The following is a 22,436-nucleotide window of genomic DNA, read 5'->3' on the forward strand; positions in this document are numbered from 1 at the left end:
GTGAGGATATGGGTTATCTCCAGTGGGCGCTCGTGGCACTGCTGTCGTACTCGGCGGTGGCACCGCTGGTCGGGTTCGCGACGACGGGCGAACCGAAGGTCCCGAGTTTCGTCGCCGCGCTCATCACCAACGGCATCCTCCTGGTGGCGACCGTCGCCGTCGTCCTCTACCAGGGCCAGTCGGTGTCGGCATACCTCGGCCACCCCAAGGCACCTTATCTCTACCTCGCGGGGATCTTTCTCGCCGTGGGCATCCTCGCGTACTACCGCGCGCTCGCACTCGGCCCCGTCAGCGCGGTGGTCCCCATCTTCGGCACCTTCCTCGTGATCAGTTCCGCCATCGGCGTCGTCTTCCTCGACGAGACGATCACCCTTCGCAAGGTCGCGGGCATCGGGTGTGCGGTCCTCGGCATCTACCTCGTCTCGGTGGAGTGACGCCGGTTGCCGTCGGCGGGGAGTATTTGACCGACGCGCCGTTACGATCCCTCATGGCACTCCAAGAATCCGACTCAGAGCTCGAATCCGGCGATCCAGCACCCGACTTCGAACTCCCCGGTGTCGACGGCGAGACGTACAGCCTCGATTCCTTCGAGACCGACGCCCTGCTCGTCGTGTTCACCTGCAACCACTGTCCGTACGCGCAGGCGAAGTTCGACCTGTTGAACGACCTGGCGGCCGACGAGTCGGTGACGGTCGTCGGCATCAACCCCAACGACGCCGAGGAGTATCCCGAGGACTCGGTCGAGAAGATGCGAGAACACGTCGCCGACGGGACGATCGCGTACGACGCCTACCTCCGCGACGAGTCGGCGGACGTGGCCCGCGCCTACGGCGCGGTCTGTACCCCCGACCCGTTCCTCTTCCGGCGCGAGGACGGCGAGTACCGACTGGCGTACCACGGCCGCCTCGACGACGCCATGGGGCCCGACCAAGAGGCCACCGAGAACTACGCCCGCGAGGCGATCGACGCCGTCCTCGCGGGCGAGGCGGTCGACCTCGACCCTGGCCCGTCGCGAGGCTGTGGGATCAAGTGGCCGTAGCCGAACGACTCAGGTGGATGGGTCGCGTACGTGGTGTATGCCGGACACGGAAGCAATCACCCCGCGCCGGGTCGATTCGGCCACCGAACTCGCCGCCGCCGTCGACGGGAACGACCGCCTCCTCGTGGCGTTTCACACGGAGGGCTGTAGCGCCTGTGCCGCGATGGAGCCGGTCCTCGGTATCGTCGCCCGAGAGACGGAGACACCCGTCGTGACGGTGAATCCGCGGGACGACCCGGTCCTGATCGAGGAGTATCAAATCGAGAGCGTCCCGGCGCTCGTCCTCTTCGAGGACGGCAGCCCGGTCCGACGGCTGGCCGAGGGATTCGTCGGCGCGGAGCGAGTGATCGACTTCTTGGACTAGTCCCGGGTCGCTTCGAACGCCTCGCGGGCGTTCTCGACGGCCGACTCGCGTTCGGCGGGGTAGGCCTCGACTTTTCCCCGGAGCGTGATCCCGTCTCCCCGGCGCACGTCGCCCCGGAAGGCAGCCTGTTTGTCCAGCGTGAGATACAGCGAGCAGTCCTCGGCGACGCGGTCGTCGAGTTCGGCGAGGAAGGCGTCGTAGTCCGGCAGGTCGACCAGTCGGCCGAGAACGTGCCGCACGTCGTCGGCGTTCTCCAGCCGGGCCGAGAGGACGGCGATCCGGTCGCCGTGGTGGCCCTCCGTCATCTGCCGGTCGATCTCGTGGTCCGCCGGGAGGTAGGTGCGGAGCGCGCGTTCGACGCGCTTCTCGTCCTCGGTGGCATAACAGAACGTTCGCAGGTCGACGTAGTGAAAGGGGACGTTCGACATTCGGGGCGGCCGTCCGGGTTACTCGTCCGCGTCAGCGTCGGCGTGTTCGAGAGCGTCCTCCGGGACGCCGGTCTCCTGTCCGTCCTCGAAGCTGACCGTGTACGTAGCGTCGCCGAACATCGTCTCCATCACCTGCGTAACCGTCCCGACGTCTCCGTCGTACTCGCTGTGTTTGTCGTGGAGTACGACCGAATCCTCCTTCTCGAAGCTCATGACACGACGTTCCGCCGGCGCACATTTAAGCGCGCTGATTCGCCGACCCGGCCCGGCACGCGTGTCCGCGAATCGGGGATGATAAGAGCGTGAGCCACCACGTCCACGCATGCCACACACCAGACGCGAGTACCTCACTGCGACCGTCGGGGTGGCCGGCCTCGCAGCGACCGCCGGCTGTCTCGGCGGCGAGAGCGCCGGGACCGACGACTGCACCATCGAGACGGAACCGACCGTCTCGTCCCTGTCGGCGCCGTCGCTCGGGCCGGCGGATGCAGACGTGAGTGTCGTCGCGTTCGAGGATTTCTCGTGCCCGCACTGTGCCACCTTCAGCCTAGATGTCCTCCCCGAAATCCGGTCGGAGTACGTCGAACCCGGCGCCGCCCGGTTCGAACACCGCGACTTCCCCATCCCGGTCGACGAGCGGTGGTCGTGGCAGGCAGCCAGCGCCGCCCGTGGGGTGCAAGACGAGACCGACGACACGACGTTTTTCGAGTACGCACACGACCTCTTTGCCAACCAGGGCGACTACTCGCCGCGGTTGATAACCGACCTCGCGAACGACGCCGGAGCACCGGGGTGTGCGATCCAGGCCGACGCACTCAACGAGACCTACCGCCCCGTGGTGTCGGCCGACCGGGAGTCGGGCATCGAGAGCGGGGTCGAGGCCACGCCGACGGTGTTCGTCGCCGGCCGGCCGGTCGAGGCGACCGTCGACGCCATCGCGGCGGCCATCGACGCCGAGCGGTAGTTCGACGCACGCACCACGTCACACTTATCCATCCGGGGCGAACGTCGACCCGATGACCGACGAAACCGGCCGGACGCTCGGTCGCCGACACCTCCTCGCCGGCGTCGCGGGCGCCGGCCTCGTGGGTGCCGGCCTCGTCGGGACGGGGGTCGCCGACCTCGTCGGGAGTGACGGCGCCACCCGCCTCCCGGTCGAGGTGACGACCCTCGACGCCCCGGGATCGACCGCCGGCACACGGCGGGTTCCCGTCCCCGGGACGCCGACCGTGATCGACTGTTTCGCGACCTGGTGTGGCCCCTGTATCGAGCAGATGGACGCCCTGGGGACGGTCCACGACCGCTACACGGACCGCGTCGCGTTCGTGTCGGTCACCAACGAACGGCTGGGCGGCGGCCTCACCCGCGAAGACCTTCGGTCGTGGTGGCGCAACAACGACGGAGCCTGGACGCTCGGGCACGACCCCGAGGGTGACCTGCTGGCCGCCCTCGGAGCGAACGGCCTCCCGTATCTGGCCGTGGCCGACGCGACGGGATCGGTCGTCTGGACACACGGTGGCGTCGCCTCCGTCGAGACGCTGGACGCCGAAATCGCGGCGGTCCTGTGATGACCGACGCCGGCTTTCTCGGCACGCTCACCTTCGCCGTCGGCGCCGGCCTCGCCACCTTCTTCGCCCCCTGTGCGTACCCGCTCTTGCCCGGCTACGTCGGATACGCCGTCCGGAGCGACGACACCGGCATCGCGAGGGCGGCCGTTCGCGGCGTCGCCGCGTCGGCTGGCGCCGTCGTCGTCCTCGCCGTCCTCGGCGCCCTGCTGTTCTCGGTGGGCGGGTGGCTGACCCGGCACCTCCCCCTACTCGAACCACTCGTCGGCGTGGTGCTCGTCGTTCTCGGCGCTCTCCTTTTCTTTGACCGGGCGCCGGCGCTTCACCTCCGACTGCCCGAGCGCCGGACCTCCGTCCTCGGCTCGGTCGTCTTCGGTGGCGGGTACGCGCTCGCGGCCGCCGGCTGTGTCGTGCCCGTGGTGCTGGGCGTCGTCACGCAGTCCCTGACCTTTCCGGCGCCACGGGCGGCCGCCGTCCTCGGCGGATACGCCGCCGCAACGGCGCTCCCGCTGACGGGTGTGACGCTGCTGTCGGCCGTCGGAAGCGACGCCGCTCGGGCGTGGAGCGACCGTATCGGGACGGTCAACCGCCTCGCCGCCGTCGTCATGATACTCGCCGGCGCCGCACAGATCGTCGCCTCCCTTCGCTACCTCGGCGTCCTCTAGACGGACGGACCACACGGACTTTGACCCTGTAGCCCCGCGAGTCGGTATGAATCGGCGAACGTACCTTCGGGGGATCGGACTGGCGGGAGTCGGTGCGACCGCGGGCTGTCTGGGCGGCGACCCCAACACGACGCTCGGGAAACCCGACCGGCGGGGCGGCGTGACGAGCGAGGCACTCGCCTATCCGGCGTGGGGCGAGCGCGTCCCGGACGTGACGCTGCCCGACCCGCTCACCGGGGCGTCGATTTCGCTCCGCGAGGTGGACGAGCCGGCGCTCGTGACGTTCTTTTACTCACACTGCAACAGCATCTGTCCGCGTCTCATCTCGTCGCTCCGCGAGGTGCAGATCCACAGCCTCGACGGGGACTACGCCGACGAGGTGGGTTTCTATCCGATCACGTTCGACCCACAGCGGGACACCGCGGACCGACTCCGCGAGTACGGAACCGACATGAACGTCGCCCTCGACGCCGACAACTGGCACTTCCTGCGGCCGTCGAGTCGCGACCGAGCGAAGGCGGTGCTCGAAGACGAGTTCGGGTTCCGCTTCCAGCGGACACACCCCGAGGACATGGATATGTACATGTTCACCCACATCGGCCTCGTCCTCCTGGTGAACGGCGACGGCTACGTCGAGCGCGCCTACCGCGGCCAGGAGGGCCGCGAGGGGCAGTATATCGAGGACCTGGAGACGGTGCGGACCGGCGGTGGCCTCCTCTAGAGCTGGCCGGAGGCGGGGACCGGTTCGTACGGCTCCTCCAGATACTCGATGTCGCTGTCGCTGAGGTCGATCTCCAGCGCCTCGACCGCATCCTCCAGGTGCTCGACGGAGGTGGTGCCGACGATGGGAGCGTCCACGGCGTCCTTGTGGAGTACCCAAGAGAGCGCGATCTGGGCCATCTTCACGCCGCGCTCCTCGGCGAGTTGCCGGACGCGTTCGTTGATCTCCGGTCCGCCGCCCTCGCGGTAGGGGTGTTCGTACAGGCGTTCCTCGCTCGCGCCCCGGGCAGTCGCCTCGACGTCCTCGTCCGGTCGGGTGAGATACCCCCGGGCCATCGGTGACCACGGCATGACGCCGATCCCCTCCTTTTCACAGAACGGGAGCATCTCGCGTTCCTCCTCGCGGTAGACGAGGTTGTAGTGGTTCTGCATGGTGGCGAAGCGGTCGAGTCCCAGCCGATCACTCGTGTGCAAGGCGTCGGCGAACTGGTAGGCCCACATGGAACTCGCGCCGAAGTGACGCACCTGCCCGCGACGCACCGCGTCGTCGAGGGCGCGGAGCGTGGTCTCGATGGGCGTGTCGTAATCCCACCGGTGGATCTGATAGAGGTCGATGGTGTCCATCCCCAGCCGCTCCAGCGAGTTCGACAGTTCCTGTTCGATGGCCTTCCGCGACAGGCCACCTGAGTTGGGGTCGTCCTCGTTCATCGGGAAGAAACACTTGGTGGCGACGACCTGCTCCTCGCGGCGCCCCTCCAAGGCTTTCCCGAGGATGCGTTCCGACTCGCCGTCGGAGTATTTGTTGGCGGTGTCGAAGAAGTTGATCCCGAGTTCGATTGCGCGGTCGACGAGTTCGATGCCCGCCTCCTCGCCGAGCACCCAGTCCCGCCAGTCGTCCGAGCCGAAGCTCATGCAGCCGAGGCAGATGCGCGACACCTCGATCCCGGTATCACCGAGGGTAGTGTACTCCATACCCACGCCCTCGTCACCGGTCGGCAAAAATCTAGGCTGACTCCGATCGTCTGGGGATCGAGATCCCGCCAGAACTCGTCGGCCGCCTCGAAACCGGTGAGAACGTCGTCGATCAGGTGCGCCGCACGACACCGTCCATGGGAGGGAACGAGATTTTCAACCCGCACGTTCGACGTTATGCCATGGGTATGGATCACGTCACGTCGCTGCGGTGTACGCTCTGTGGCGACCGCTACGATCCCGAGTCGGTCGTCTACACCTGCTCGAACCACGAGGGGGTGACTGGCATTCTGGAGGTGGAGTACGACTACGACCGCGTCCACGACCGGTTCGACGCCGCGTTCGACGGCGTCGTTCCGAGCCAGTGGAAGTATCGGGCGTTCCTGCCGGTCCGCGACGAGACGGAGCCGGTCACGCTACACGAAGGCGGAACGGAACTGATCGAGACGCCGCGGCTGAGCGCCGAACTCGGCGTCGAGACGGTCGTCAAGGACGACGGTCACTGTCCGACGGGCGTGTTGAAAGACCGGGCCAGCAGCGTCTCGACGACCAAGGCCCGCGAACACGGCCGCGACGTCGTCACCTGTGCCTCGACGGGCAACGCCGCGGCGTCGCTCGCCGGCTACGCGGCCCGGGCCGGCCTCGACTGTCGGCTCTTCGTTCCCGGGGACGCCCCCGAGGGGAAACTCGCTCAGCCGCTCGTCTACGGCGCGGACGTGCTTGCCGTCGACGGCACCTACGACGAGGCGTACGATCTCAGCATGGCGGTCACGGAGACGTTCGGCTGGTACAACCGCAACGCGGCCGTCAACCCGTTCCAGGTCGAGGGCAAGCGCACCGTGGGTTTGGAACTCGCCGAACAGACGCGGACGGATCCGCCCGACTGGGTCGTCGTCTCGATGGGCGACGGCTGTACGATCTACGGCGCGTGGAAGGGGCTGCGCGAGAGCCACGAACTCGGCTTCGTCGACGACACGCCGAAGATGCTCGGCGTGCAGTCGGCGGGGGCGAGCGCCATCCACGACGCGTTCCACGACCACGACGACGTGGCCGACGTGGCCGACACCGTCGCCGACAGCATCGCGGTGGGGCGTCCCCGCAACACGGTCAAGGCGTGCACGGCGCTCTCGGAGAGCGGCGGCACCTCTGTCGTCGTCTCCGACGACGAGATCCTCCGGGCGGAGCGGACCCTCGGCTCGACGGAGGGCATCTACGCCGAACCCGCGGGTGCAGCCCCCGTCGCCGGCGTTCGAAAAGCCCTCGCGGCTGGCATCGTCGAGGAAGACGAACGGGTCTGTCTCGTCGTCACCGGCAACGGACTCAAGGACACCGAAAGCGCGATGGCGGCCACCGGTGGGATCGAGCACATCGCACCGGACCTCGAGGACGTGACGGAGCGGTACGCCTGACGGCGGCCGTCGGGGCGTCCCGGAACCGTCGCCGGTCCGATCCCGACGTGGTGACCGGTTTGCGTCGTCCACCGCTCGGCCGACCAGGACACGGCCGACCAACCGCAGGCCGCCCATGGAAGGGTACGAACTGAACTGTGGCGCCCCCGTAGGCACGATCATGGCGACCGACGGGACACGCGACGGGCTAGCCGTCGACGGCGACCGACTCCGACGGCGGTTCGACGCGTTCAACGAGATCGGCGCGACCGATCGGGGCGGGGTGAACCGGCCCGCGCTCTCGGACGCGAACGCGAGGGCACGGGATCGGCTCGTGGAGTGGCTCCGCGAGGCGGGCCTCGACGTGCGGATCGACGAGATGGGAAACGTCTTCGGGCGGCGCGCGGGGAGCGAGGACGCCGCACCGGTCCTTCTCGGCTCGCACGTCGACAGTCAGTACAACGGCGGCCGATTCGACGGCGTCGTCGGCGTCCTCGGCGCCCTGGAGGTCGTCGAGACGCTCGACGACGAGGGCATCGAGACGCGACGGCCGATCGAGGTCGTCGCCTGGAGCAACGAGGAGGGCGTCCGTTTCCAGCCCGACATGCTCGGCAGCGGCGTCTACACCGGGCGGTTCGACCTCGACTACGCCCACGACCGGACGGACAAGTCCGGACGGCGGTTCGGGGACGAACTCGACCGCATCGGCTACCGCGGCGACGGACCGTGCGTGGCCGACGACCTCCACTGTTATCTCGAACTCCACGTCGAGCAGGGGCCGTACCTCGCCGAACGTGATCTGAGCGTGGGCGTCGTCGAGGGAGTCTACGGATTCTCGTGGCTGAACGCGCGGTTCACGGGTGCGGCCGATCATGCGGGTCCAACGCCGATGGACCGCCGCACCGATGCGCTCGTGGCGACGGCAGAGGTGATCCTCGCGACGCGCCGTCTCACCGCGACGGGGGGCGACGACCTCGTCGGAACCGTCGGGTCGGTCGACGTGTCGCCGAACGCGATCAACGTCATCCCCGAGACGGTCGAGTTCACGCTGGATGTCCGGTCGTACGACAACGCGGCGGTCGACGAGGCAGTCGACCGGATCGAGCGCGAGATCGAGTGGGCGGGGGAGCGCGAGGGCGCCGACTGGGCGGTCGAGGAGATTATGCGCGTCGACGCGAGCACCTTCGACGACGACTGTGTGGCGACCATCGAGGCCGCCGCCGAGACAGTCGGCGTCGACCACGTGCGCATGGTGAGCGGGGCCGGTCACGACGCCAACTACCTCAACGAGATCTGTCCGACTGGCATGATCTTCGTCCCGAGCGAGGGCGGCGTGAGCCACACCGAGGCGGAGTACACCGAATGGACGGACGTGGTCGGCGGCGTCGACGTCCTCCTGCACGCGACGCTCTCGAAGGCTCGGGAGTGACCGTCGGGCCACACCGTTTTGTCGGCCAGGTCCCAACGGGTGGGCATGCATTCGGGAGGGTGGCGATGACCGTCTGGCTCCTCGGCGACCAACTCCACCCCGAGAGCCACGTCCTCGACGACGCGGAGCGCGTCCTGCTGATCGAAGCGACGGCGTTCGCCGATCGACGACCGTATCATCCCCAGAAACTCGGTCTGGTGTTCGCGGCCATGCGTCACGCCCGCGACGCCCTGCGGGAGGCGGGCTATACCGTCGAGTACCGGCGGGCCGAAACGTTCGGCGACGGTCTCGATTCCCACTTCGCGGCCCACTCCGGCGACGACCTCCGGGTCATGCGTCCGCCGAGTCACGGCGCCGCCGATCGGCTCCGCGAACTCGTGACCGAACGCGGTGGGAGCCTCTCGATCGTCGACGACGATCGGTTCCTCTGTTCGCCCGCCGCCTTCGACGAGTGGGCCGGTGAGGGAGAGGGACTCCGACACGAACCGTTCTACCGCTGGATGCGTCGGCGAGCGGACGTGTTGATGGACGGCGACGACCCGGTGGGCGGCGAGTGGAACTACGACGAGTCGAACCGGAAGACGCCACCGGAGGGGTGGTCGCCACCGCCGGTCCCCGCGTACCCGCCCGACGCCCTGACCCGCGAGACGCTCGACTGGGTGGACGACCGGTTCGACACCTGGGGGGAGATCGAGGGGTTCGCGTGGCCGGTGACGCGCGCCGACGCGCTGGAGGCCCTCGATCATTTCATCACCCATCGCCTGCCCGCGTTCGGCCCCTACCAGGACGCGATGGTGGGCGACGAACACGCGCTCGCCCACTCGCTGCTGTCGTCGTCGCTGAACCTCGGACTCCTCGGTCCGCAGGAGGTGATCGACGCGGCCGTCGACGCCTGGGAGCGCGACGCGGCGCCGATCGAGAGCGTCGAGGGGTTCGTCCGGCAGGTGCTCGGATGGCGGGAGTTCATGCGACACGCCTACCGGCGGACGATGCCCGACCTCGTCGAGACGGACCTGCTGGATCGGTCTCGGGATCTGCCGCCGCTCTACTACGATGGCGAGACGGAGATGCGCTGTCTCGACGCCGCGGTCTCGCACGTCTACGAACGGGGGTACGCCCACCACATCGAGCGACTGATGGTGCTGTCGAACTTCGCGCTCGTCTTCGGTGCCGACCCGCACGAACTGACCGAGTGGTTCCACTTCGGGTTCGTCGACGCCTTCCACTGGGTGACGGCGCCGAACGTCCTCGGGATGGGGACTTTCGCGACCGACGCGTTCACCTCGAAGCCGTACGCCTCCTCGGGGAGTTACGTCGACCGGATGAGCGACCACTGTGCCGACTGTGCGTACGACGTGGACGCGACGACCGGCGAGAACGCCTGTCCGTTCAACGCGCTGTACTGGGATTTCCTCGACAGGAACGAGGAGCGTCTCCGAGGGACCGGTCGCATGGGCCTGATGTACTCACACGTGGACCGCAAGTCCGACGCCGAGTGGGCGGCCATCCGGGACCGGGTGGCGACCGTTCGGCGTCGGGCACGCGACGGACGACTGTAGCCGCCGCTGGGCGGCGTGAAAAAGGAAGGTCTGATCCAGCGCCGGTTCGAGCGGTCGGGATGACCCGGACTTACAGTCGCTGGAGGTTGGTCGCCCGCGGGCCCTTGTCGGCCTGCTCGATGTCGAATTCGACTTCCTGTCCCTCTTCGAGGTCCGGGCCGCCGATGTCTTCCATGTGGAAGAACACGTCTTCGTCGGAATCTTCGGACTCGATGAACCCGTAACCGCCGGTGTCGTTAAAGAACGCAACCGTACCTGTCGCCATTGCGTTGCGAAACACGAAAAGGAGAAATATAAGGATTGTGGCACTCCTCGAAAAGACATAGCTCGGTCGATAATTTTGGATAGAATACACGATATGCAGTTTGGAACCGAAGTCGGGTCGACGCACGTCCGGGATGCCGAGCGGGGTCAGTCGCCGGCACCGTCGCGGCCGAGCGTATGGAACTCGTCGTTCGGGCGCATGTCTGCGAAACTCGCCAGTCGGTTGCTGAGGTTGAAGAAGGCGGTTACGGCGCCGACATCCCAGATCTCGCGCTCGGAGAACCCCGCCTCGCGCAGAGCGTCGAGATCGGCGTCAGTTACCTCGGCCGGTCGCTCGGTGAGTGTTACGGCCACGTCGAGCATGACCAGTCGCTCGTCGCTGACGTCAGCCGTCCGGTAGTTGGCGACGAGTTGGTCGGCCAGCGTCGGATCGTCGGCGTAGAGTCGGACGAGCGCCCCGTGGGCGACGTTGCAGTAATAACAGTGGTTGACGCCGGAGACGGCGACCACGATCATCTCCACCTCCTCGCGGTCGAGGCTCGTTCCGTCGACGAGGGCGTCGTGGTAGTCGACGAAGGCGCGAAACTGGTCGGGGGCGTAGGCCATGGCCGCGAAGACGTTGGGGGTGAATCCCGCCCGCTCCGTCTCGGCGTCGATGCGCTCTCGCAGGTCGTCGGGCAGGGTCTCGCGATCCGGGACCGGGAACCGGGTCATCGCGTCGTCGTTCATACACTCTCCTCGGTCCCGGGACGGCAAAAACTCACCCCACCCGCGTCGCGAGGAGGGCCGCGACTGCGGTGATACAGACGCCGACCGCGAGGAGGACGTAGTTGGCGACGGTGTTGTCCGCGCGGGTGAGATACACGGAGAAATCACGGCCGGAGAGGGGCCACAGGAACGGGACCCCCGCGGGCGTCAGTGCGTCGGCGAGGAGGTGGGCGATCACCGCGAGCGCACCGATCGCGAAGCCGAAGGGGACGAGCGTTTCGTGGCCGCCCTGAAAGACCGTCGCGAGACCGACGCCGGCCCCGGCGCCGGCGACGCCGACGAGGGCGGCGAACGCGAGAGTGTGGGTCGGGCCGCGATGGGAGAGGCCGGGAATTCGGTGGTCGTAGTCGGGGAGCATCGAGAGCCAGAGCATCGCGACGCCGCCGGCAACGGCAAGTGCCGGTCGGCCGACGAGGACGAGGCCGAAGCCGACCGGCGCGAACACGAGCAGGGTGACACCCCAGTGGCCACGGCGGTACACGGCCGACGGTGGGGCGGGGACCGACCAGAACCTTTCGGCCGACGGTGACGGTGCCGTCGCTGGCAGTGGGTGAGCGCATCGACGAAAGGGAGGGTGTCCGGTACCGTGCCCACGGTAGCAGGGACGTGGATCGCCGGCGCGGTCAGGGCACACCGCGCGTCGACTCACTCCTCGACGACGACCGTTCCCTCCATTCCCGCCGCCTCGTGCGGGATGCAGACGTAGGCGTGTTCGCCCGCCGTCTCGAAGGTGTGGACGTAAGACTGGCCGGCGGCGACGGCACCCTCACCGTTCTCCCACCCGGTACGGGCGGCCTCCTCGGAGTCGAAGCCGCCGGAGGCCCAGTAGGTCGCCCCCTCCGGAATCCCGCTGCCGGAGGCGGTGACGCTGTGGGGTTCGCCCCCGGCGTGGCTCCAGGCCACCGTGTCGCCGACGGAGACGGTGAGTTCGGCCGGATCGTACGCGACGGCGTTCATATCGACGACGTGGTCGGCGTCGTCGGGGACGCCGGAGACGACGTTGGGGCCGCCGGACATCTCGGGTTCGCCACCACCGCCGCCGCCCTCGTCGCCGACGGACATCTCGGGCGCCGCGTCCGGCGTGCCCGCGACGGCGAAGAAGGCCGTCCGGATCGCTTGCGCGAACCGTTCGCCCGCGGCGTCGACGTCGCCGTCCGCTTCGAGCGCGGTGGTGTAGTCCGAGAGCGCCTTCTCGAACGTCTCGTAGGCCCCCCGGTCGCCCTCCTCTAGGGCCTCGTGGACGCGCGCGCTCTCGAAGGCCGCGAACACGTCCGCGACGAGCGGTGCGGCGTTCACGTCGCCGCCGGAGCCACCGTTTTCGACGACGGCGTAGACGGCGGCGGTCGCCTCGTCGGCGAACGTCGTCGCGGCGTCGTAGGCGTCGGCGTCGCCGGTCGTCGCGCCCTGGACGGCCCCGAGAGCCTCCTCGAAGGAGTGATAGCGCTCCTCGCTGGCCGCCTCGACCGCTTCGTGGAAGCCGTTGGCACCGCCCTCGAAGTAGGCGAAGGCGTCGCTGGCGACCGCCTCGGCGCGGTCCGTCGCGCCGACCGTCGCGAGGGTGCCGGCGTCACCGGCCCGGCCGGTCATATACGTCGCGGCGGCGGCGCTCGCGACCGGCGTCGATCCGGCACCGGCCTCGAACGCCACGAGGGCGTCCGTCGCGCCGGCGACGTGAGTCGCCACCGCGTCGTCGTCGCCCGCACGGAAGGCGTCGGGCAGGGCCGCGAGGTGTTCCTCCTCGAAGGTGTGATAGAGGTTCTCGCCCTCCGCCTCCAGCGCCTCGTGGAAGCCGGCCTCGTTCGCCTCGAAGCGGGCGAAAAGGCTCTCCGCCACCGTCGCGGCGACCTCCCCCTCGCCTCGGAGGTAGCGCTCGTGGGCGTCGCCCAGGCGGGCGCGGAAGAATCCGGACTCGAGGACCGGCGCGGCGTCACCGGCCAGCGCCGTGATGCCCGTCGTCAGGCCGTCGTGGACGGTCGTGACGGCCTCGTCGACGCCGGCGTCGTCGCCGTCCTCGATGGCCGAGACGAGGGCTTCTAGCCCCTCGTGTTCGAACGTCTCGTAGGCGGACTCGCTGGCCGCCTCTAGGGCCTCGTGGGCGCGGGCACCCTCGAAGTGCTGGAAGATGGACTGGGCGGCGGCCTTCGCGGCGTCGGGGTAGCCGGCATCGTAGAGCCACGCTGCGTCGCGGACGCGGACCCGGTAGCCGTTGAGGCCGGCGGCGTGGGCGACGCCGAGGCCGTGACCGCCCGTGCCGGTGGCCATCTCGGCGTCGAAGCCGACCGCCCCCATCAAGGAGAGGTGGCCGATCCCTGCGATGGGGTCGGTCGTGAGTTCGTACGCGGCGTCGACGACGCCCTGTGACGCCGACAGCGCGGCCTCGTGGACCGCCCCGGCGTCGCCGGACTGTGCGGCGGCGACGGCGTCTTCGAGTCCGCCCTCGAAGGCCTGGTAATACGCCTCGCCGGCCGACTCGATGGTGTCGTGGACCGCGGCTTCCTCGAAGTCGGCGAGAACCGCCCGTCCGACCGTCGCCGCCGCGTCGGTCGCGCCGGCCATCGCCAGCGCGTCGACGTTTCGCGCGCGGGAGCCGTAGACGTAGAGCGTGAACACCTCGGCGACGTCGCCAGAGGTCCGCCCACGCTGGGCCGCGAGCAGATTCGTCTCCGCCTCCGCGGCCGCCTCGACGGCGTCCTCGGGTGTGCCCTCCTCGAAGCCCGTACGGGCCGCGCCGAGATGTTCCTCGAAGGACTCGTAGGCCGACTCGCTGGTCGATTCCAGCCCCTCGTGGGCACCCCACTCGCCGCCGGCGTTCTCGAAACGGGCGAACACGTCGCCGACGAGCGTCGCCGCCGCGGCTTGGTGGCCGGCGCGCCCGAGCGCCGTCGCGTCGTGGAGTCGTGCTCGCATCACGTTCCACTCGGCGGCGAGAGCGGTCGCGGCCGACGCCTCCGCCGTGGGCGTCTCGGTCGCGGTCGGGTCCGCAGTGTCAGCCGCGGTCGGGCCCACGGTGTCCGTCGCGGTGGGATCGCTCCCGTCGGAACCGCTCCGTCCGCCACAGCCGGCGAGCCCGACGCCGCCGAGTGCGACGCCGGTGGTCTTGAGTAGTCGTCGTCTGGTGTGTCGCATCAGATTTTAGGCTGGCCTAAAAATACAAAAACGCTCCGGTTTTTAGGTCAGCCAAAAACATCGGTCGTCGAGGACTATCGCATCGCTCCTCAAAAGTGGGTCGATCGGTCGAGGGGGCCGGCCGCCACGCCGGACTAGTCGCGCAGGAACCGATCGAACGCCGACGCGAAGGCCGTCTCGTCCTCGGTGGCCTGTTCCCACTCGACGAGGCCGCGTTCCTCTCGGGTTCCCTCGATGGTGTTGTCGAGGACGAACGCGACGAGGCCGCCGACGGCCATGCCCGTCGAGCCGATGACGTAGATCGTGTCGGCGACAGCGCGGGCGCCGAGGGCCGGCCCGAGGACGCTGACGCTCCGCATGCCCTCCCGGAAGGCCGCGGCGCTCCCGACGTTGCCCATGTACGCCGGCACCGCGAGGCCGGCAAACAGCGCGATGCCGACGACGAAGACGTTCCGCGAGGAGTCCAGATCGACGTACTCCAGGTTCGAGAGGCCGACCGCGACGATCTGTCCGAACATGGCGACGTAGAGGCCGCCGACGATGGGGTCGGGGATGGTGGCGATGAGTTGGCCGAAGTAGCCGACGAACCCGACCACTAGCATCACCGCAGCCCCGATCTGGACGACGTAGCGCGAGGCGACGCCGGTCAGGCCGATGGCACCGATGTTCTCGGAGTAGGAGGTGGAGCCGCCGGTGCCCATCAGCCCCGCGAAGACGTTCATCAGCCCCTCCATACCGATGCCGTGGTTGATCCGCTCCTCGCTCGGCGCGCCGATCCCCGAGAGGCGCGCGACGGCGTGGTAGTCGCCGAACGACTCCAGCATCGAGGCCGCGACGCCCGCGAGCATGCCGATCACGAACGCCGTCTCGATCCGCGGCATCCCCCACTGGAGCGGGGCGATGGGCATCAGTGCCGGTGCCGACGCCACCGAGGCGAGGTCGACGAACCCCGAGGTACCCTGGGTGTAGACGCCCGTGACCGACAGAACGGCGGCGACCACCCACGCGACGACGACGCCGAGGAGGACCGGAAAGAGCTGAAACGCCCGGGATCGGTCACCGAGATACTGCGAGAAGAGGACGATCAACCCGAGGGTGAGCCCCAGCAGCCACCAGTTTCCCGTCGCACTCGTCACCTGCGGCGTGTTAAAGAGGGCGAGACCGATCAACGCGATCGTCGGGGCGATGATGACCGGGGAGATGTACGACCGCAAGCGCCCGAGCAAGCCCAGGTAGCCAACCGCCAGCTCGACGACTGCGGCGACCACGATGGCACCCTGCAACTGGAGGAGTGCGGCCTCCCACGCCGGCCCCGTTGGATCGCTCGCCTGGACGACGCCGATCACCGCGAGCGCCGGCGCGAGCATCGAGAAGGGTGCACCCTGCACGATCGGGTAGCGGTTGCCGAAGGTGGTCTGTGCGAGCGTCGCGACCCCCGAGACGACGAAGAAGGTCCCGACGAACCGCGGGACCACCGCGTCCGGCATTCCCAGTGCCCCCGCGAGGATCAGCGGCACCGCCACGTTGGCCCCCACCATCGTCAGGTAGTGCTGGACGCCCAGCAGGATCGACGTGACGATCGGTGGCCTGTCCTCGATCCCGTACTCCACGAACCCGGAGCGGCCGTCCGAGCCGCTCATACTACTGTCTCACCGAGTGCCATACTGCGCCCGTCGTCCTGCCGCGCGTTAAAACCGATCGAAACGAGGTGGCCGAAAGCGTAAGGACCGGGGCGGTCCTGCGTTCGGTCGATGGACGACGGGGTCGTAAGCGAGCGCGTGGGAACCGAACGGGCCGACGTCGACGCCGAAGCGGCCCGCCACTGTTACGAGGGAGAGCAGGTCGTCACGTCGGCGCCACTCGGCGCCGGATGGGCGGCGGTCACCAGCCACCGGGTGCTCGCGTACAATCCGGCGGCCGAGGGACGCCGGTTCGAGGCGGTCGACCGACCGAACGTCGCGGGGGTCGACGTCGACGCCGCGGGCGACCGACGGCTGCTCGGCTGGGGACTCCGCGGCCTGCTCTACGGCCTGGCGGCGGTCGGCGGTGGGGTCGCGCTCCGCGCGATGCGTATCGGCGAGACGCTGTCGGTGGACGCGGCGGGGTCGGCGCCCGTGGGGGGCGTCCGCGCGATCACCGACGCGCTGGCGGCCGCGGTCACGACGCTCGCGGCGCTCCTTTTGGTCGGCGGCGTCGCTCTCGCCGTCGGTGGTCTCGGTCTGGTGGGGCGATATCTCCACACCCGACAGCCGGCCCTAGTGATCGAGCGCTTCGGCGACGAGTCGGTCACACTGTCCACCCCTCGGAGCGACGGGGAACACGCCGCACGGACGCTTTCGGAGGCGCTACGGGAGCGATAGTCACGGCGGCCAATGATATATCCCGCCCGGTCGCGTACGGTGTGGCGATGGAAGTCAGGCGGTTTCTACGCGGTCGGCTCGACGACGACCGACTCGACCGGGTCATCGCGGAGGTCGCGGAGCGGTACGACCGTGAGGACCCGTCGGTCCGGTGTCTCGACGCCGACAACTGGCTCTCGACCCCGCTCGTCCTCGACGGCGACCTCTTTTTGAAGGTGATCTCCAAGCAGAACTCCCTCGTTCACGCGCTCATCACGACCGGGCGCAACCTCGGCGTCTTCTCGGCGGGCACCGAGGGTTTCTTCGAGCATTTCGGGACGCCCTACCAGATGGCGAAACACGAACTCGAAGCGACCGAGCGGATGCGCGAAATCGGCCTGAACGCGCCCGAACCGCTCGAAGCGCTCGAAATCGACGACCTGGGCGTCGTCGTCCTCGAATATCTCCCGGAGTTTCGACCGCTCGACGAACTCGATCGGGAAACCGAACGGGAACTCGCGCCCGAACTGTTCGCCGCCCTCCGGACGATGCACGACCACGGCCTCGCCCACGGCGACCTCCGTGCCGAGAACGTCCTCATCCTCGACGGCGACCTCTATTTCATCGACGCGACGAACGTCGGAACGGGTGGGCGCAAGGATGCCCGATCGTACGACATGGCGTGTGGCCTCGCTGCGCTCGAACCACTCATCGGCGCACCCGCGGCCGTCGAGGCCGCCGCAACAGCCTACACGACGGAGGAACTCCTCGCCGCGCTCGACTTCCTCGATTTCGTCAACATCCGCCCGGACCACGACTGCGACGCCGCGGCGCTCAAAGGAGAGATCGAGAAGCGGGCCGCGTGAGGAAGGGGTGGACGAGGAGTGGGAGTCGAGAAAGCGACCCGTCCCTGCCGGGCGAAGGGAGGGGCCGTCCCGAGGCGAGCGACGACGTGGTGGATTTTGAGTGCCGAGTCTCGACGAGAAAAGCGTCGATGCGTCGGCATCGACCGATAACATCCTCTGGGTGATAAACCCTCCGACCACCGGTCCCGCAACACCGTACGCGGAGCCGGCAGTCGCGACGCCGCGGCCGGCACCGGCGGCCGACTCACTCGCCCCGGAGGCGACCCATCCAGTCCCGGGACGCTGCCGTCACGTCGAAGCCAGCGTCCTCGTAGAGCCGACCGAGGCGGCGACGGAGCCCGTCGACGTCGTAGCGCCGCGAGCTGTGATGGAAGGTATGCTCCGTGGTGGTCGTGTCGACGGTCAACGTCGGCTTCGCGAGCAGCGATCCCGGCACCGTGCGGACCGCCGTGATCTCCGTGATGGGAATCCCGAAGCTCCGCTCGTCGTCGAGTAGGCGGTCCGCAGACGCGGTGAGCGCCCGCGAGCCCACCTCGCGGGCGGCTCGGTTTCGGCCGTCCCGTCGCAGGAGCAGCGACTTGAACGACTCCTCCGCGAAGACGGCGTAGACGGCGTCGGGCTGGAAGAACAGTTCGAAGTGCTCGAACGTCTGGGGGGCGATCCGGTACCACTCGCTCACCCAGAGGCGGTCGGTTCCGTCCGGTGCCGACACGACGGTCGGGGGTGTGGGATCGCTCTCGGCCATCGTCAGTCGGCCTCCACGAGCGGCGGGAGGGTCATCGTGAGCAGCGCCGCCGCGTAGGTCTTCCCCTGCGTGTCGTATCGGAGGCTGGTCTGCCCACCTCCGTCGAGCCCCCGTTCGCAGACGAAGTTGAACGCGCGGACGTTCGACAACGGGTAGCGCCGGACCTCGCCGTCGACCAGGTCCCCGAAGAAGGCGGCGACCCGGTCGGCGGTGAGCTGTGAGTGGAGCCGGCGATATCCCGCGTCGGTCCAGGCGACCACCCCCACGTTGAATCGGTCGCCCTTGTCGCCGGATCTGGCGTGGGCGAGTTCGCCGAGACGGACGGGGCGGGAGGGGTCGTGATCGTCCGACTCCACGTCGCCGGCGGGCTCATTCATACAGGGTCACCTCCGGCGTCGCCCAGCCTTTCGACACCAGCGTCGGCCAGGCGTCGACGATCCGCTGGGGCGACGGCCGCCCCTGGTCGGTCAACCCCGCGACCGCCGGGGGGCCGGCGAGCGAGAGGGGGGCGAACTCCATCGCCAGTCGTCGGAGGTCGTCCCGCGAGTCGCTTTTCGCGACGTACCGGAGGAGGATCTCGTTGTAGGCGTCCCGCGTCGGCGCGACGGGGCCGTGTGCGGCATCGTGCCCGACGTAGTCCACGTGCGTGCGGTCGATCGACAGGTCGAGGGCGTCGACGCGCGCATCGAGGATCGACGCTGCCTCCCTCGCTTTCTCGAGGGCGTCCGGTCTGGAGTAGAGCAACTGCCCGGCAAGCTTGAACCCGGCGGGGTAATGGATCGTCACCTTGTACTCCTCCGGCGGTTCCGTCCCCTTCGTGCCGCTGAGTTTCACCCGGTCGTCGTCGGCCTGTGTCACGGTCGGGCTGGTGAAATCGGCGACAACGTCGGGCGTCACGTACCACTCCGGATCGTCGATCTCGTAGACGAGTTGCTCCGCGACCGTTCCCGTGGTCACCGTCCCGCCCGTCCCGGGCGGTTTCGTGATCGTCACCGTCCCCTCGGCGGTCACCTCGGCGATCGGGAAGCCGATATCCTCGAACGGGACGTCACGCCACTCACCGAGGTAGTTTCCGCCGGTTACCTGTGGCCCACATTCGGTCAGGTGACCCGCGAGCGTGCCGGCCGCGAGTCTGTCGTGGTCGGCCCGAGTCCATCCGAACTCGTGGATCAGCGGGCCGAGCGCGAGCGCCGGATCCGCCACCCGGCCCGTGACGACGACGTCCGCCCCCTCGTCGAGTGCGTCCGCGATGGGGAACGCCCCGAGATAGGCGACCGCGGCGTCCGCGGCCGCGACGTCCTCGAAGGGCTCGCCGGAGTCGACGTTCGCGAGGTCGTTCCCGGCCGCCCGGATCTCGGGCAACCGATCGCGGACGTCGTCGCCGGTGACGTCGGCCACCCGAACGTCGACGTCGCGTTCGCCCGCCAGATCCGTGATCGCCTCCGCACACCCCGACGGATCCAGGCCGCCGGCGTTCGTCACGACCGTCACGTCCCGATCCACGAGGGTTTCGAGGTGGTTCTCGACGACGAACTCTATGAAGTCCGTCACGTAGCCCGGCCGGTCGGCCGCCCTGAGACGGGCGAGGACGCCGATCGACACCTCGGCCAGATACTCGAGGGTGAGGTAGTCGAACTCGCCGTACTCGAGGAGTCGCGCGGGGGCGTCCGGGGAGTCCCCCCAGAACCCCGCGCCGTTCGCGATGTCGACGGTCATTCCGAGAGTTCGTCCACGAGTTCGGCCGCGCGGTCCTCGCGGATCGCGTCCTCCTCGACCAGCCGCTCGGCGACCTCGTCGACGAGGTCGCTCGGCGCCCCGGCCTGAATGGCGATGTTCTTGGCGTGCAAGCTCATGTGCCCGTGCTGGATGCCCTCGCTCACGAGCGCCCGAAGGCCGGCGAGATTCTGAGCGAGTCCGACGGCCGCGAGGACGCCGGCGAACTCGTCGGCCGAGTCGACGTCGAGGATCTCCATAGCTGCCCCGGCGACCGGCTGGAGCTGGGTCGCACCGCCGACGGTTCCGATCTGGATCGGGAGTTCGACGCTACAGGAGAGGTCGCCCTCGGCGTTCACCTCGTAGGTCGAGAGGGGGGCGTAGCCGTCGAGGGCGGCGTAGGCGTGGGCCCCCGCCTCGATGGCCCGCCAGTCGTTGAACGTCGCAGTGGTGACGGCGTCGATACCGTTCATGATGCCCTTGTTGTGGGTGGCCGCCCGATAGGGATCGCTCCCGGCGAACGCCCCGGCGTCGACGATCCGATCCCGGACCTCCGTCCCGTCGAGTTCCCAGTCGTCGTCGGCCAGCACTTCGGGTGGGACGGTACACCGGGCGCGCGCGATCCGCCGGTCCGCGAGGTTCGAGAGGATGCGGAGCTGGACGGTACCGCCGGTGAGCGCCTCGATCTCCGGGGCGAGCGCCTCCGCCATCGAGTTCACGGCGTTGCCACCCATCGCGTCCTGCACGTTCACGACGAGGTGAGTGACGACCATCGGCCCGCGGTCAGTATCGAGGACGCGGGCTTGGACCGCCTCACAGCCACCGCCGTGGTCGACGAGGACCGGATCTTCCTCGTTCGCCAGGTCGACCAGGCGGTCCTCGGCGTCGAGGACGCGCTGTTTCGCGGCGAAGGGGTCGTCGACGCCGACCGCCTGGATCTGGGCGATCATGTGCGGTCCCGTGACCTGGGTGGAGAATCCGCCGTGCTCGCGGGCCATCCGCGCGCCGTAGGAGGCGGCGGCGACGACGCTCGTCTCCTCGACGGCCATCGGGATCAGTCGATCCTCGCCGTCGATGCGGAAGTTCGTCGCGATGGAGAGCGGATATTCGAGCGTGCCCACGACGTTCTCGCTGATCGTGTCGGCGCGGACGGGATCGAGGCCGCGCCCCTCGATCGCGGCGACCGCATCGGCAGCGAGGTTCGCGCGTTCCGCCACGGAATGTCGACGCTCGTCGACATCCTGCTTGTAGAATCCGGGGATGCGGGAGTCCATGCGTCACCGGTATCGAACGATCGTTATTTAAAATTACTGTCGTCGCGCGGATACGGGCCGCTCCGTCACGGTCGCGGCCGACGGGCGGAGTGTACGACAACTGTCGAGTATTTTCGCTGGGAGTTAGAGTTTACTGTGTCGCGACGCCTCGGTCTGACATGGCTGTAACCGCGTCCGTCCCCGGCCGCATCTTCGTCGGCGGCGACCACGCGACCCTCCTCGGCGGCCCGCGTATCGCCGGTGCGCTCGACCTCCGCCTCCGGGTCACCGTCACCGAACGCGACGACGACCGCGTCGTCGTCAGCGGGCCCCTGGGCCGGCGGGACACCACGCTCGACGCGCTTCTCGAATCCACCGACACCAGCGCCGTCCTGACGGTCAGCAAGTCCGGACGCCGCCTCCCGGTCTACACGCTCCTGCGACGGCTCCTCCGGACGATCGGTCGGGACGATCCGGCCGACATCCCGGGGTTCGGGATCGAGATCGACGTCGACGACGCGTTCCCGGTGGGCGTCGGCCTCGCCTCCTCGACGGCGACGACGGTGGCGCTCACGGCCGCCCTCGCGGACACCTTCGGCGACCGGCGGTCGGATCGGGAGGTGATCGACCTCGTCACCGCCGTCGAGGACGACCTCTACGAGGACGCCGTCGCCATCGATCCGGCGGTGATCGTCTCGGGCGGACTGGTGGTCGGCGAGTCGACTGTCACCGACCGAACCACGGCCGACTTGCCGGTACTCGTCGCCGCCACCGAGACCCGTCCCAGTCGAGCGGAGATCCGCTCTCAGGTCGAGCGACGTCGGACGATCACCGGCCCCCTGTACGACGACGTGCGGGCGGCGAGCGACGCGACGACCGACCGACTCTGGGCACACATCACGGACGGCGACCGCGCGGAGATGCGCGAACTGATCACCTTCTACGGGGAGTTGCTCGACGCGCTCGGCTTCTCGAGTTGGCCGATGCCCCGGCTCCGATCGACGGAACTCCTCCAGCATCCTCACGATCTCGGGGTGAAACAGTCGGACTTCGGCAAGCGTGCGACCCTGGTCACGTTCCCGGACGCGGGGAGCGACACGGCCGAACTCGAGCGGATCCTCGGCCGAACTGCGGAACACGTGGTCGCGACGACCACCACCGATCGGGGACTCGAATACGGGACTCCCTCCCGCTGACGGACGACCGTGAGGAGGGCCGTCGGGGCGACGAACG

General features: G+C 68.8%; 25 protein-coding genes. 13 read left to right on the forward strand and 12 right to left on the reverse strand.

Features of this window, described 5'->3' with window-relative positions; all coding sequences use genetic code 11:
- The first annotated feature begins 8 nt into the window (after positions 1–8).
- The 3 genes from NBT82_RS08200 to NBT82_RS08210 are packed head-to-tail and all read left to right on the forward strand — an operon-like array spanning position 9 to position 1,403.
- Complete coding sequence (locus tag NBT82_RS08200; protein ID WP_251331052.1) at positions 9–434, forward strand: EamA family transporter; 426 nt, start codon at positions 9–11, stop codon at positions 432–434.
- Between the two features lie 53 nt (positions 435–487).
- Positions 488–1,039, forward strand: coding sequence for a thioredoxin family protein (locus NBT82_RS08205; protein WP_251331053.1), 552 nt, complete (start codon positions 488–490; stop codon positions 1,037–1,039).
- A 37-nt stretch (positions 1,040–1,076) separates the two neighbouring features.
- Positions 1,077–1,403 (forward strand): thioredoxin family protein, encoded by a 327-nt coding sequence (locus NBT82_RS08210; RefSeq protein WP_251331054.1) that lies wholly within the window; start codon positions 1,077–1,079, stop codon positions 1,401–1,403.
- On the opposite strand, the gene NBT82_RS08215 is transcribed toward NBT82_RS08210, so the two are convergent.
- Positions 1,400–1,831 carry an RNA-binding protein gene (locus NBT82_RS08215; RefSeq protein ID WP_251331055.1) on the reverse strand — a complete coding sequence of 144 codons (432 nt, stop codon included), beginning with the start codon at positions 1,829–1,831 and terminating at the stop codon, positions 1,400–1,402. The two genes, NBT82_RS08210 and NBT82_RS08215, sit on opposite strands and share 4 nt — an antisense overlap.
- A gap of 18 nt (positions 1,832–1,849) precedes the next feature.
- Complete coding sequence (locus NBT82_RS08220) at positions 1,850–2,044, reverse strand: DUF1918 domain-containing protein (RefSeq protein ID WP_251331056.1); 195 nt, start codon at positions 2,042–2,044, stop codon at positions 1,850–1,852.
- 109 nt (positions 2,045–2,153) lie between these two features.
- On the opposite strand from NBT82_RS08220, the gene NBT82_RS08225 reads away from it, so the two are divergent.
- From NBT82_RS08225 to NBT82_RS08240, 4 genes are read left to right on the forward strand one after another with little or no spacing between them, the layout of a single operon-like run.
- Positions 2,154–2,795 carry a thioredoxin domain-containing protein gene (locus NBT82_RS08225; protein WP_251331057.1) on the forward strand — a complete coding sequence of 214 codons (642 nt, stop codon included), beginning with the start codon at positions 2,154–2,156 and terminating at the stop codon, positions 2,793–2,795.
- Between the two features lie 52 nt (positions 2,796–2,847).
- Positions 2,848–3,399, forward strand: a complete 552-nt coding sequence (locus NBT82_RS08230; RefSeq protein WP_251331058.1) for a TlpA family protein disulfide reductase — start codon at positions 2,848–2,850, stop codon at positions 3,397–3,399.
- Complete coding sequence (locus NBT82_RS08235; RefSeq protein WP_251331059.1) at positions 3,399–4,061, forward strand: cytochrome c biogenesis protein CcdA; 663 nt, start codon at positions 3,399–3,401, stop codon at positions 4,059–4,061. The genes NBT82_RS08230 and NBT82_RS08235 overlap by 1 nt, the downstream gene beginning before the upstream one ends.
- Positions 4,062–4,107: 46 nt before the next feature.
- Positions 4,108–4,782 carry an SCO family protein gene (locus NBT82_RS08240; protein ID WP_251331060.1) on the forward strand — a complete coding sequence of 225 codons (675 nt, stop codon included), beginning with the start codon at positions 4,108–4,110 and terminating at the stop codon, positions 4,780–4,782.
- On the opposite strand, the gene NBT82_RS08245 is transcribed toward NBT82_RS08240, so the two are convergent.
- Positions 4,779–5,753 (reverse strand): aldo/keto reductase, encoded by a 975-nt coding sequence (locus tag NBT82_RS08245; RefSeq protein ID WP_251331061.1) that lies wholly within the window; start codon positions 5,751–5,753, stop codon positions 4,779–4,781. The two genes, NBT82_RS08240 and NBT82_RS08245, sit on opposite strands and share 4 nt — an antisense overlap.
- A gap of 182 nt (positions 5,754–5,935) precedes the next feature.
- Between NBT82_RS08245 and thrC the strand changes: the two genes are divergently transcribed.
- The 3 genes from thrC (at position 5,936) to NBT82_RS08260 (ending at position 10,129) form a co-directional block, all read left to right on the forward strand.
- Entirely contained in the window at positions 5,936–7,162 is a 1,227-nt protein-coding gene (gene thrC / locus NBT82_RS08250) for a threonine synthase (protein WP_345780684.1), read from the forward strand.
- A gap of 160 nt (positions 7,163–7,322) precedes the next feature.
- On the forward strand, positions 7,323–8,570 hold the full coding sequence (locus NBT82_RS08255; RefSeq protein ID WP_345780687.1) for a Zn-dependent hydrolase: 1,248 nt from the start codon (positions 7,323–7,325) through the stop codon (positions 8,568–8,570).
- A 65-nt stretch (positions 8,571–8,635) separates the two neighbouring features.
- Positions 8,636–10,129 (forward strand): cryptochrome/photolyase family protein, encoded by a 1,494-nt coding sequence (locus NBT82_RS08260; RefSeq protein ID WP_251331064.1) that lies wholly within the window; start codon positions 8,636–8,638, stop codon positions 10,127–10,129.
- 70 nt (positions 10,130–10,199) lie between these two features.
- Here NBT82_RS08260 and NBT82_RS08265 read toward each other — a convergent pair whose 3' ends face one another.
- The 5 genes from NBT82_RS08265 to NBT82_RS08285 form a co-directional block, all read right to left on the reverse strand.
- On the reverse strand, positions 10,200–10,394 hold the full coding sequence (locus NBT82_RS08265) for a cold-shock protein (protein WP_251331065.1): 195 nt from the start codon (positions 10,392–10,394) through the stop codon (positions 10,200–10,202).
- Positions 10,395–10,540: 146 nt separating this feature from the next.
- Positions 10,541–11,122: a peroxidase-related enzyme gene (locus NBT82_RS08270; protein WP_251331066.1), complete on the reverse strand. Its 582-nt coding sequence runs from the start codon at positions 11,120–11,122 to the stop codon at positions 10,541–10,543.
- Between the two features lie 31 nt (positions 11,123–11,153).
- Complete coding sequence (locus NBT82_RS08275) at positions 11,154–11,642, reverse strand: metal-dependent hydrolase (RefSeq protein ID WP_251331067.1); 489 nt, start codon at positions 11,640–11,642, stop codon at positions 11,154–11,156.
- 164 nt (positions 11,643–11,806) lie between these two features.
- A complete protein-coding gene (locus NBT82_RS08280; RefSeq protein ID WP_251331068.1) occupies positions 11,807–14,287 on the reverse strand; it encodes a DUF5059 domain-containing protein in 2,481 nt (826 codons plus the stop codon).
- Between the two features lie 134 nt (positions 14,288–14,421).
- Positions 14,422–15,927 (reverse strand): uracil-xanthine permease family protein, encoded by a 1,506-nt coding sequence (locus tag NBT82_RS08285; protein ID WP_251331069.1) that lies wholly within the window; start codon positions 15,925–15,927, stop codon positions 14,422–14,424.
- 111 nt (positions 15,928–16,038) lie between these two features.
- Between NBT82_RS08285 and NBT82_RS08290 the strand changes: the two genes are divergently transcribed.
- Positions 16,039–16,647, forward strand: coding sequence for a hypothetical protein (locus NBT82_RS08290; protein ID WP_251331070.1), 609 nt, complete (start codon positions 16,039–16,041; stop codon positions 16,645–16,647).
- Positions 16,648–16,694: 47 nt separating this feature from the next.
- Entirely contained in the window at positions 16,695–17,492 is a 798-nt protein-coding gene (locus tag NBT82_RS08295; RefSeq protein WP_251331071.1) for an RIO1 family regulatory kinase/ATPase domain-containing protein, read from the forward strand.
- Positions 17,493–17,736: 244 nt separating this feature from the next.
- Here NBT82_RS08295 and NBT82_RS08300 read toward each other — a convergent pair whose 3' ends face one another.
- Genes NBT82_RS08300 through NBT82_RS08315 form a run of 4 tightly spaced genes read right to left on the reverse strand, consistent with a single transcriptional unit; the run spans position 17,737 to position 21,224 of the window.
- Complete coding sequence (locus tag NBT82_RS08300) at positions 17,737–18,237, reverse strand: hypothetical protein (RefSeq protein WP_251331072.1); 501 nt, start codon at positions 18,235–18,237, stop codon at positions 17,737–17,739.
- 2 nt (positions 18,238–18,239) lie between these two features.
- Positions 18,240–18,614: an AtuA-related protein gene (locus NBT82_RS08305; protein WP_251331073.1), complete on the reverse strand. Its 375-nt coding sequence runs from the start codon at positions 18,612–18,614 to the stop codon at positions 18,240–18,242.
- Positions 18,607–19,953 carry an acyclic terpene utilization AtuA family protein gene (locus NBT82_RS08310; protein WP_251331074.1) on the reverse strand — a complete coding sequence of 449 codons (1,347 nt, stop codon included), beginning with the start codon at positions 19,951–19,953 and terminating at the stop codon, positions 18,607–18,609. Before NBT82_RS08310 ends, NBT82_RS08305 begins: the two co-directional genes overlap by 8 nt.
- Positions 19,950–21,224, reverse strand: coding sequence for a hydroxymethylglutaryl-CoA reductase, degradative (locus NBT82_RS08315; protein WP_251331075.1), 1,275 nt, complete (start codon positions 21,222–21,224; stop codon positions 19,950–19,952). Before NBT82_RS08315 ends, NBT82_RS08310 begins: the two co-directional genes overlap by 4 nt.
- A 158-nt stretch (positions 21,225–21,382) precedes the next feature.
- On the opposite strand from NBT82_RS08315, the gene NBT82_RS08320 reads away from it, so the two are divergent.
- Positions 21,383–22,399, forward strand: coding sequence for a mevalonate kinase family protein (locus NBT82_RS08320; RefSeq protein ID WP_251331076.1), 1,017 nt, complete (start codon positions 21,383–21,385; stop codon positions 22,397–22,399).
- Positions 22,400–22,436 lie beyond the last annotated feature (37 nt).

Origin of the sequence: Haloplanus sp. HW8-1 (assembly GCF_023703795.1) — an archaeon.
GTDB lineage: Archaea > Halobacteriota > Halobacteria > Halobacteriales > Haloferacaceae > Haloplanus > Haloplanus pelagicus.

Excerpts from the sequence above, each read along its gene's own strand:
- NBT82_RS08225 (WP_251331057.1), top strand. The coding sequence starts at position 2,154 with ATGCCACACACCAGACGCGAGTACCTCACTGCGACCGTCGGGGTGGCC.
- NBT82_RS08320 (WP_251331076.1), top strand. The coding sequence starts at position 21,383 with ATGGCTGTAACCGCGTCCGTCCCCGGCCGCATCTTCGTCGGCGGCGAC.
- NBT82_RS08235 (WP_251331059.1), top strand. The coding sequence starts at position 3,399 with ATGACCGACGCCGGCTTTCTCGGCACGCTCACCTTCGCCGTCGGCGCC.
- NBT82_RS08315 (WP_251331075.1), bottom strand. The coding sequence starts at position 21,224 with ATGGACTCCCGCATCCCCGGATTCTACAAGCAGGATGTCGACGAGCGT.
- NBT82_RS08285 (WP_251331069.1), bottom strand. The coding sequence starts at position 15,927 with ATGAGCGGCTCGGACGGCCGCTCCGGGTTCGTGGAGTACGGGATCGAG.
- NBT82_RS08265 (WP_251331065.1), bottom strand. The coding sequence starts at position 10,394 with ATGGCGACAGGTACGGTTGCGTTCTTTAACGACACCGGCGGTTACGGG.
- thrC (WP_345780684.1), top strand. The coding sequence starts at position 5,936 with ATGGGTATGGATCACGTCACGTCGCTGCGGTGTACGCTCTGTGGCGAC.
- NBT82_RS08200 (WP_251331052.1), top strand. The coding sequence starts at position 9 with ATGGGTTATCTCCAGTGGGCGCTCGTGGCACTGCTGTCGTACTCGGCG.
- NBT82_RS08280 (WP_251331068.1), bottom strand. The coding sequence starts at position 14,287 with ATGCGACACACCAGACGACGACTACTCAAGACCACCGGCGTCGCACTC.
- NBT82_RS08300 (WP_251331072.1), bottom strand. The coding sequence starts at position 18,237 with ATGGCCGAGAGCGATCCCACACCCCCGACCGTCGTGTCGGCACCGGAC.
- NBT82_RS08215 (WP_251331055.1), bottom strand. The coding sequence starts at position 1,831 with ATGTCGAACGTCCCCTTTCACTACGTCGACCTGCGAACGTTCTGTTAT.
- NBT82_RS08255 (WP_345780687.1), top strand. The coding sequence starts at position 7,323 with ATGGCGACCGACGGGACACGCGACGGGCTAGCCGTCGACGGCGACCGA.
- NBT82_RS08230 (WP_251331058.1), top strand. The coding sequence starts at position 2,848 with ATGACCGACGAAACCGGCCGGACGCTCGGTCGCCGACACCTCCTCGCC.
- NBT82_RS08210 (WP_251331054.1), top strand. The coding sequence starts at position 1,077 with ATGCCGGACACGGAAGCAATCACCCCGCGCCGGGTCGATTCGGCCACC.
- NBT82_RS08270 (WP_251331066.1), bottom strand. The coding sequence starts at position 11,122 with ATGAACGACGACGCGATGACCCGGTTCCCGGTCCCGGATCGCGAGACC.
- NBT82_RS08260 (WP_251331064.1), top strand. The coding sequence starts at position 8,636 with ATGACCGTCTGGCTCCTCGGCGACCAACTCCACCCCGAGAGCCACGTC.
- NBT82_RS08290 (WP_251331070.1), top strand. The coding sequence starts at position 16,039 with ATGGACGACGGGGTCGTAAGCGAGCGCGTGGGAACCGAACGGGCCGAC.
- NBT82_RS08245 (WP_251331061.1), bottom strand. The coding sequence starts at position 5,753 with ATGGAGTACACTACCCTCGGTGATACCGGGATCGAGGTGTCGCGCATC.
- NBT82_RS08220 (WP_251331056.1), bottom strand. The coding sequence starts at position 2,044 with ATGAGCTTCGAGAAGGAGGATTCGGTCGTACTCCACGACAAACACAGC.
- NBT82_RS08205 (WP_251331053.1), top strand. The coding sequence starts at position 488 with ATGGCACTCCAAGAATCCGACTCAGAGCTCGAATCCGGCGATCCAGCA.
- NBT82_RS08305 (WP_251331073.1), bottom strand. The coding sequence starts at position 18,614 with ATGAATGAGCCCGCCGGCGACGTGGAGTCGGACGATCACGACCCCTCC.
- NBT82_RS08310 (WP_251331074.1), bottom strand. The coding sequence starts at position 19,953 with ATGACCGTCGACATCGCGAACGGCGCGGGGTTCTGGGGGGACTCCCCG.
- NBT82_RS08295 (WP_251331071.1), top strand. The coding sequence starts at position 16,695 with ATGGAAGTCAGGCGGTTTCTACGCGGTCGGCTCGACGACGACCGACTC.
- NBT82_RS08240 (WP_251331060.1), top strand. The coding sequence starts at position 4,108 with ATGAATCGGCGAACGTACCTTCGGGGGATCGGACTGGCGGGAGTCGGT.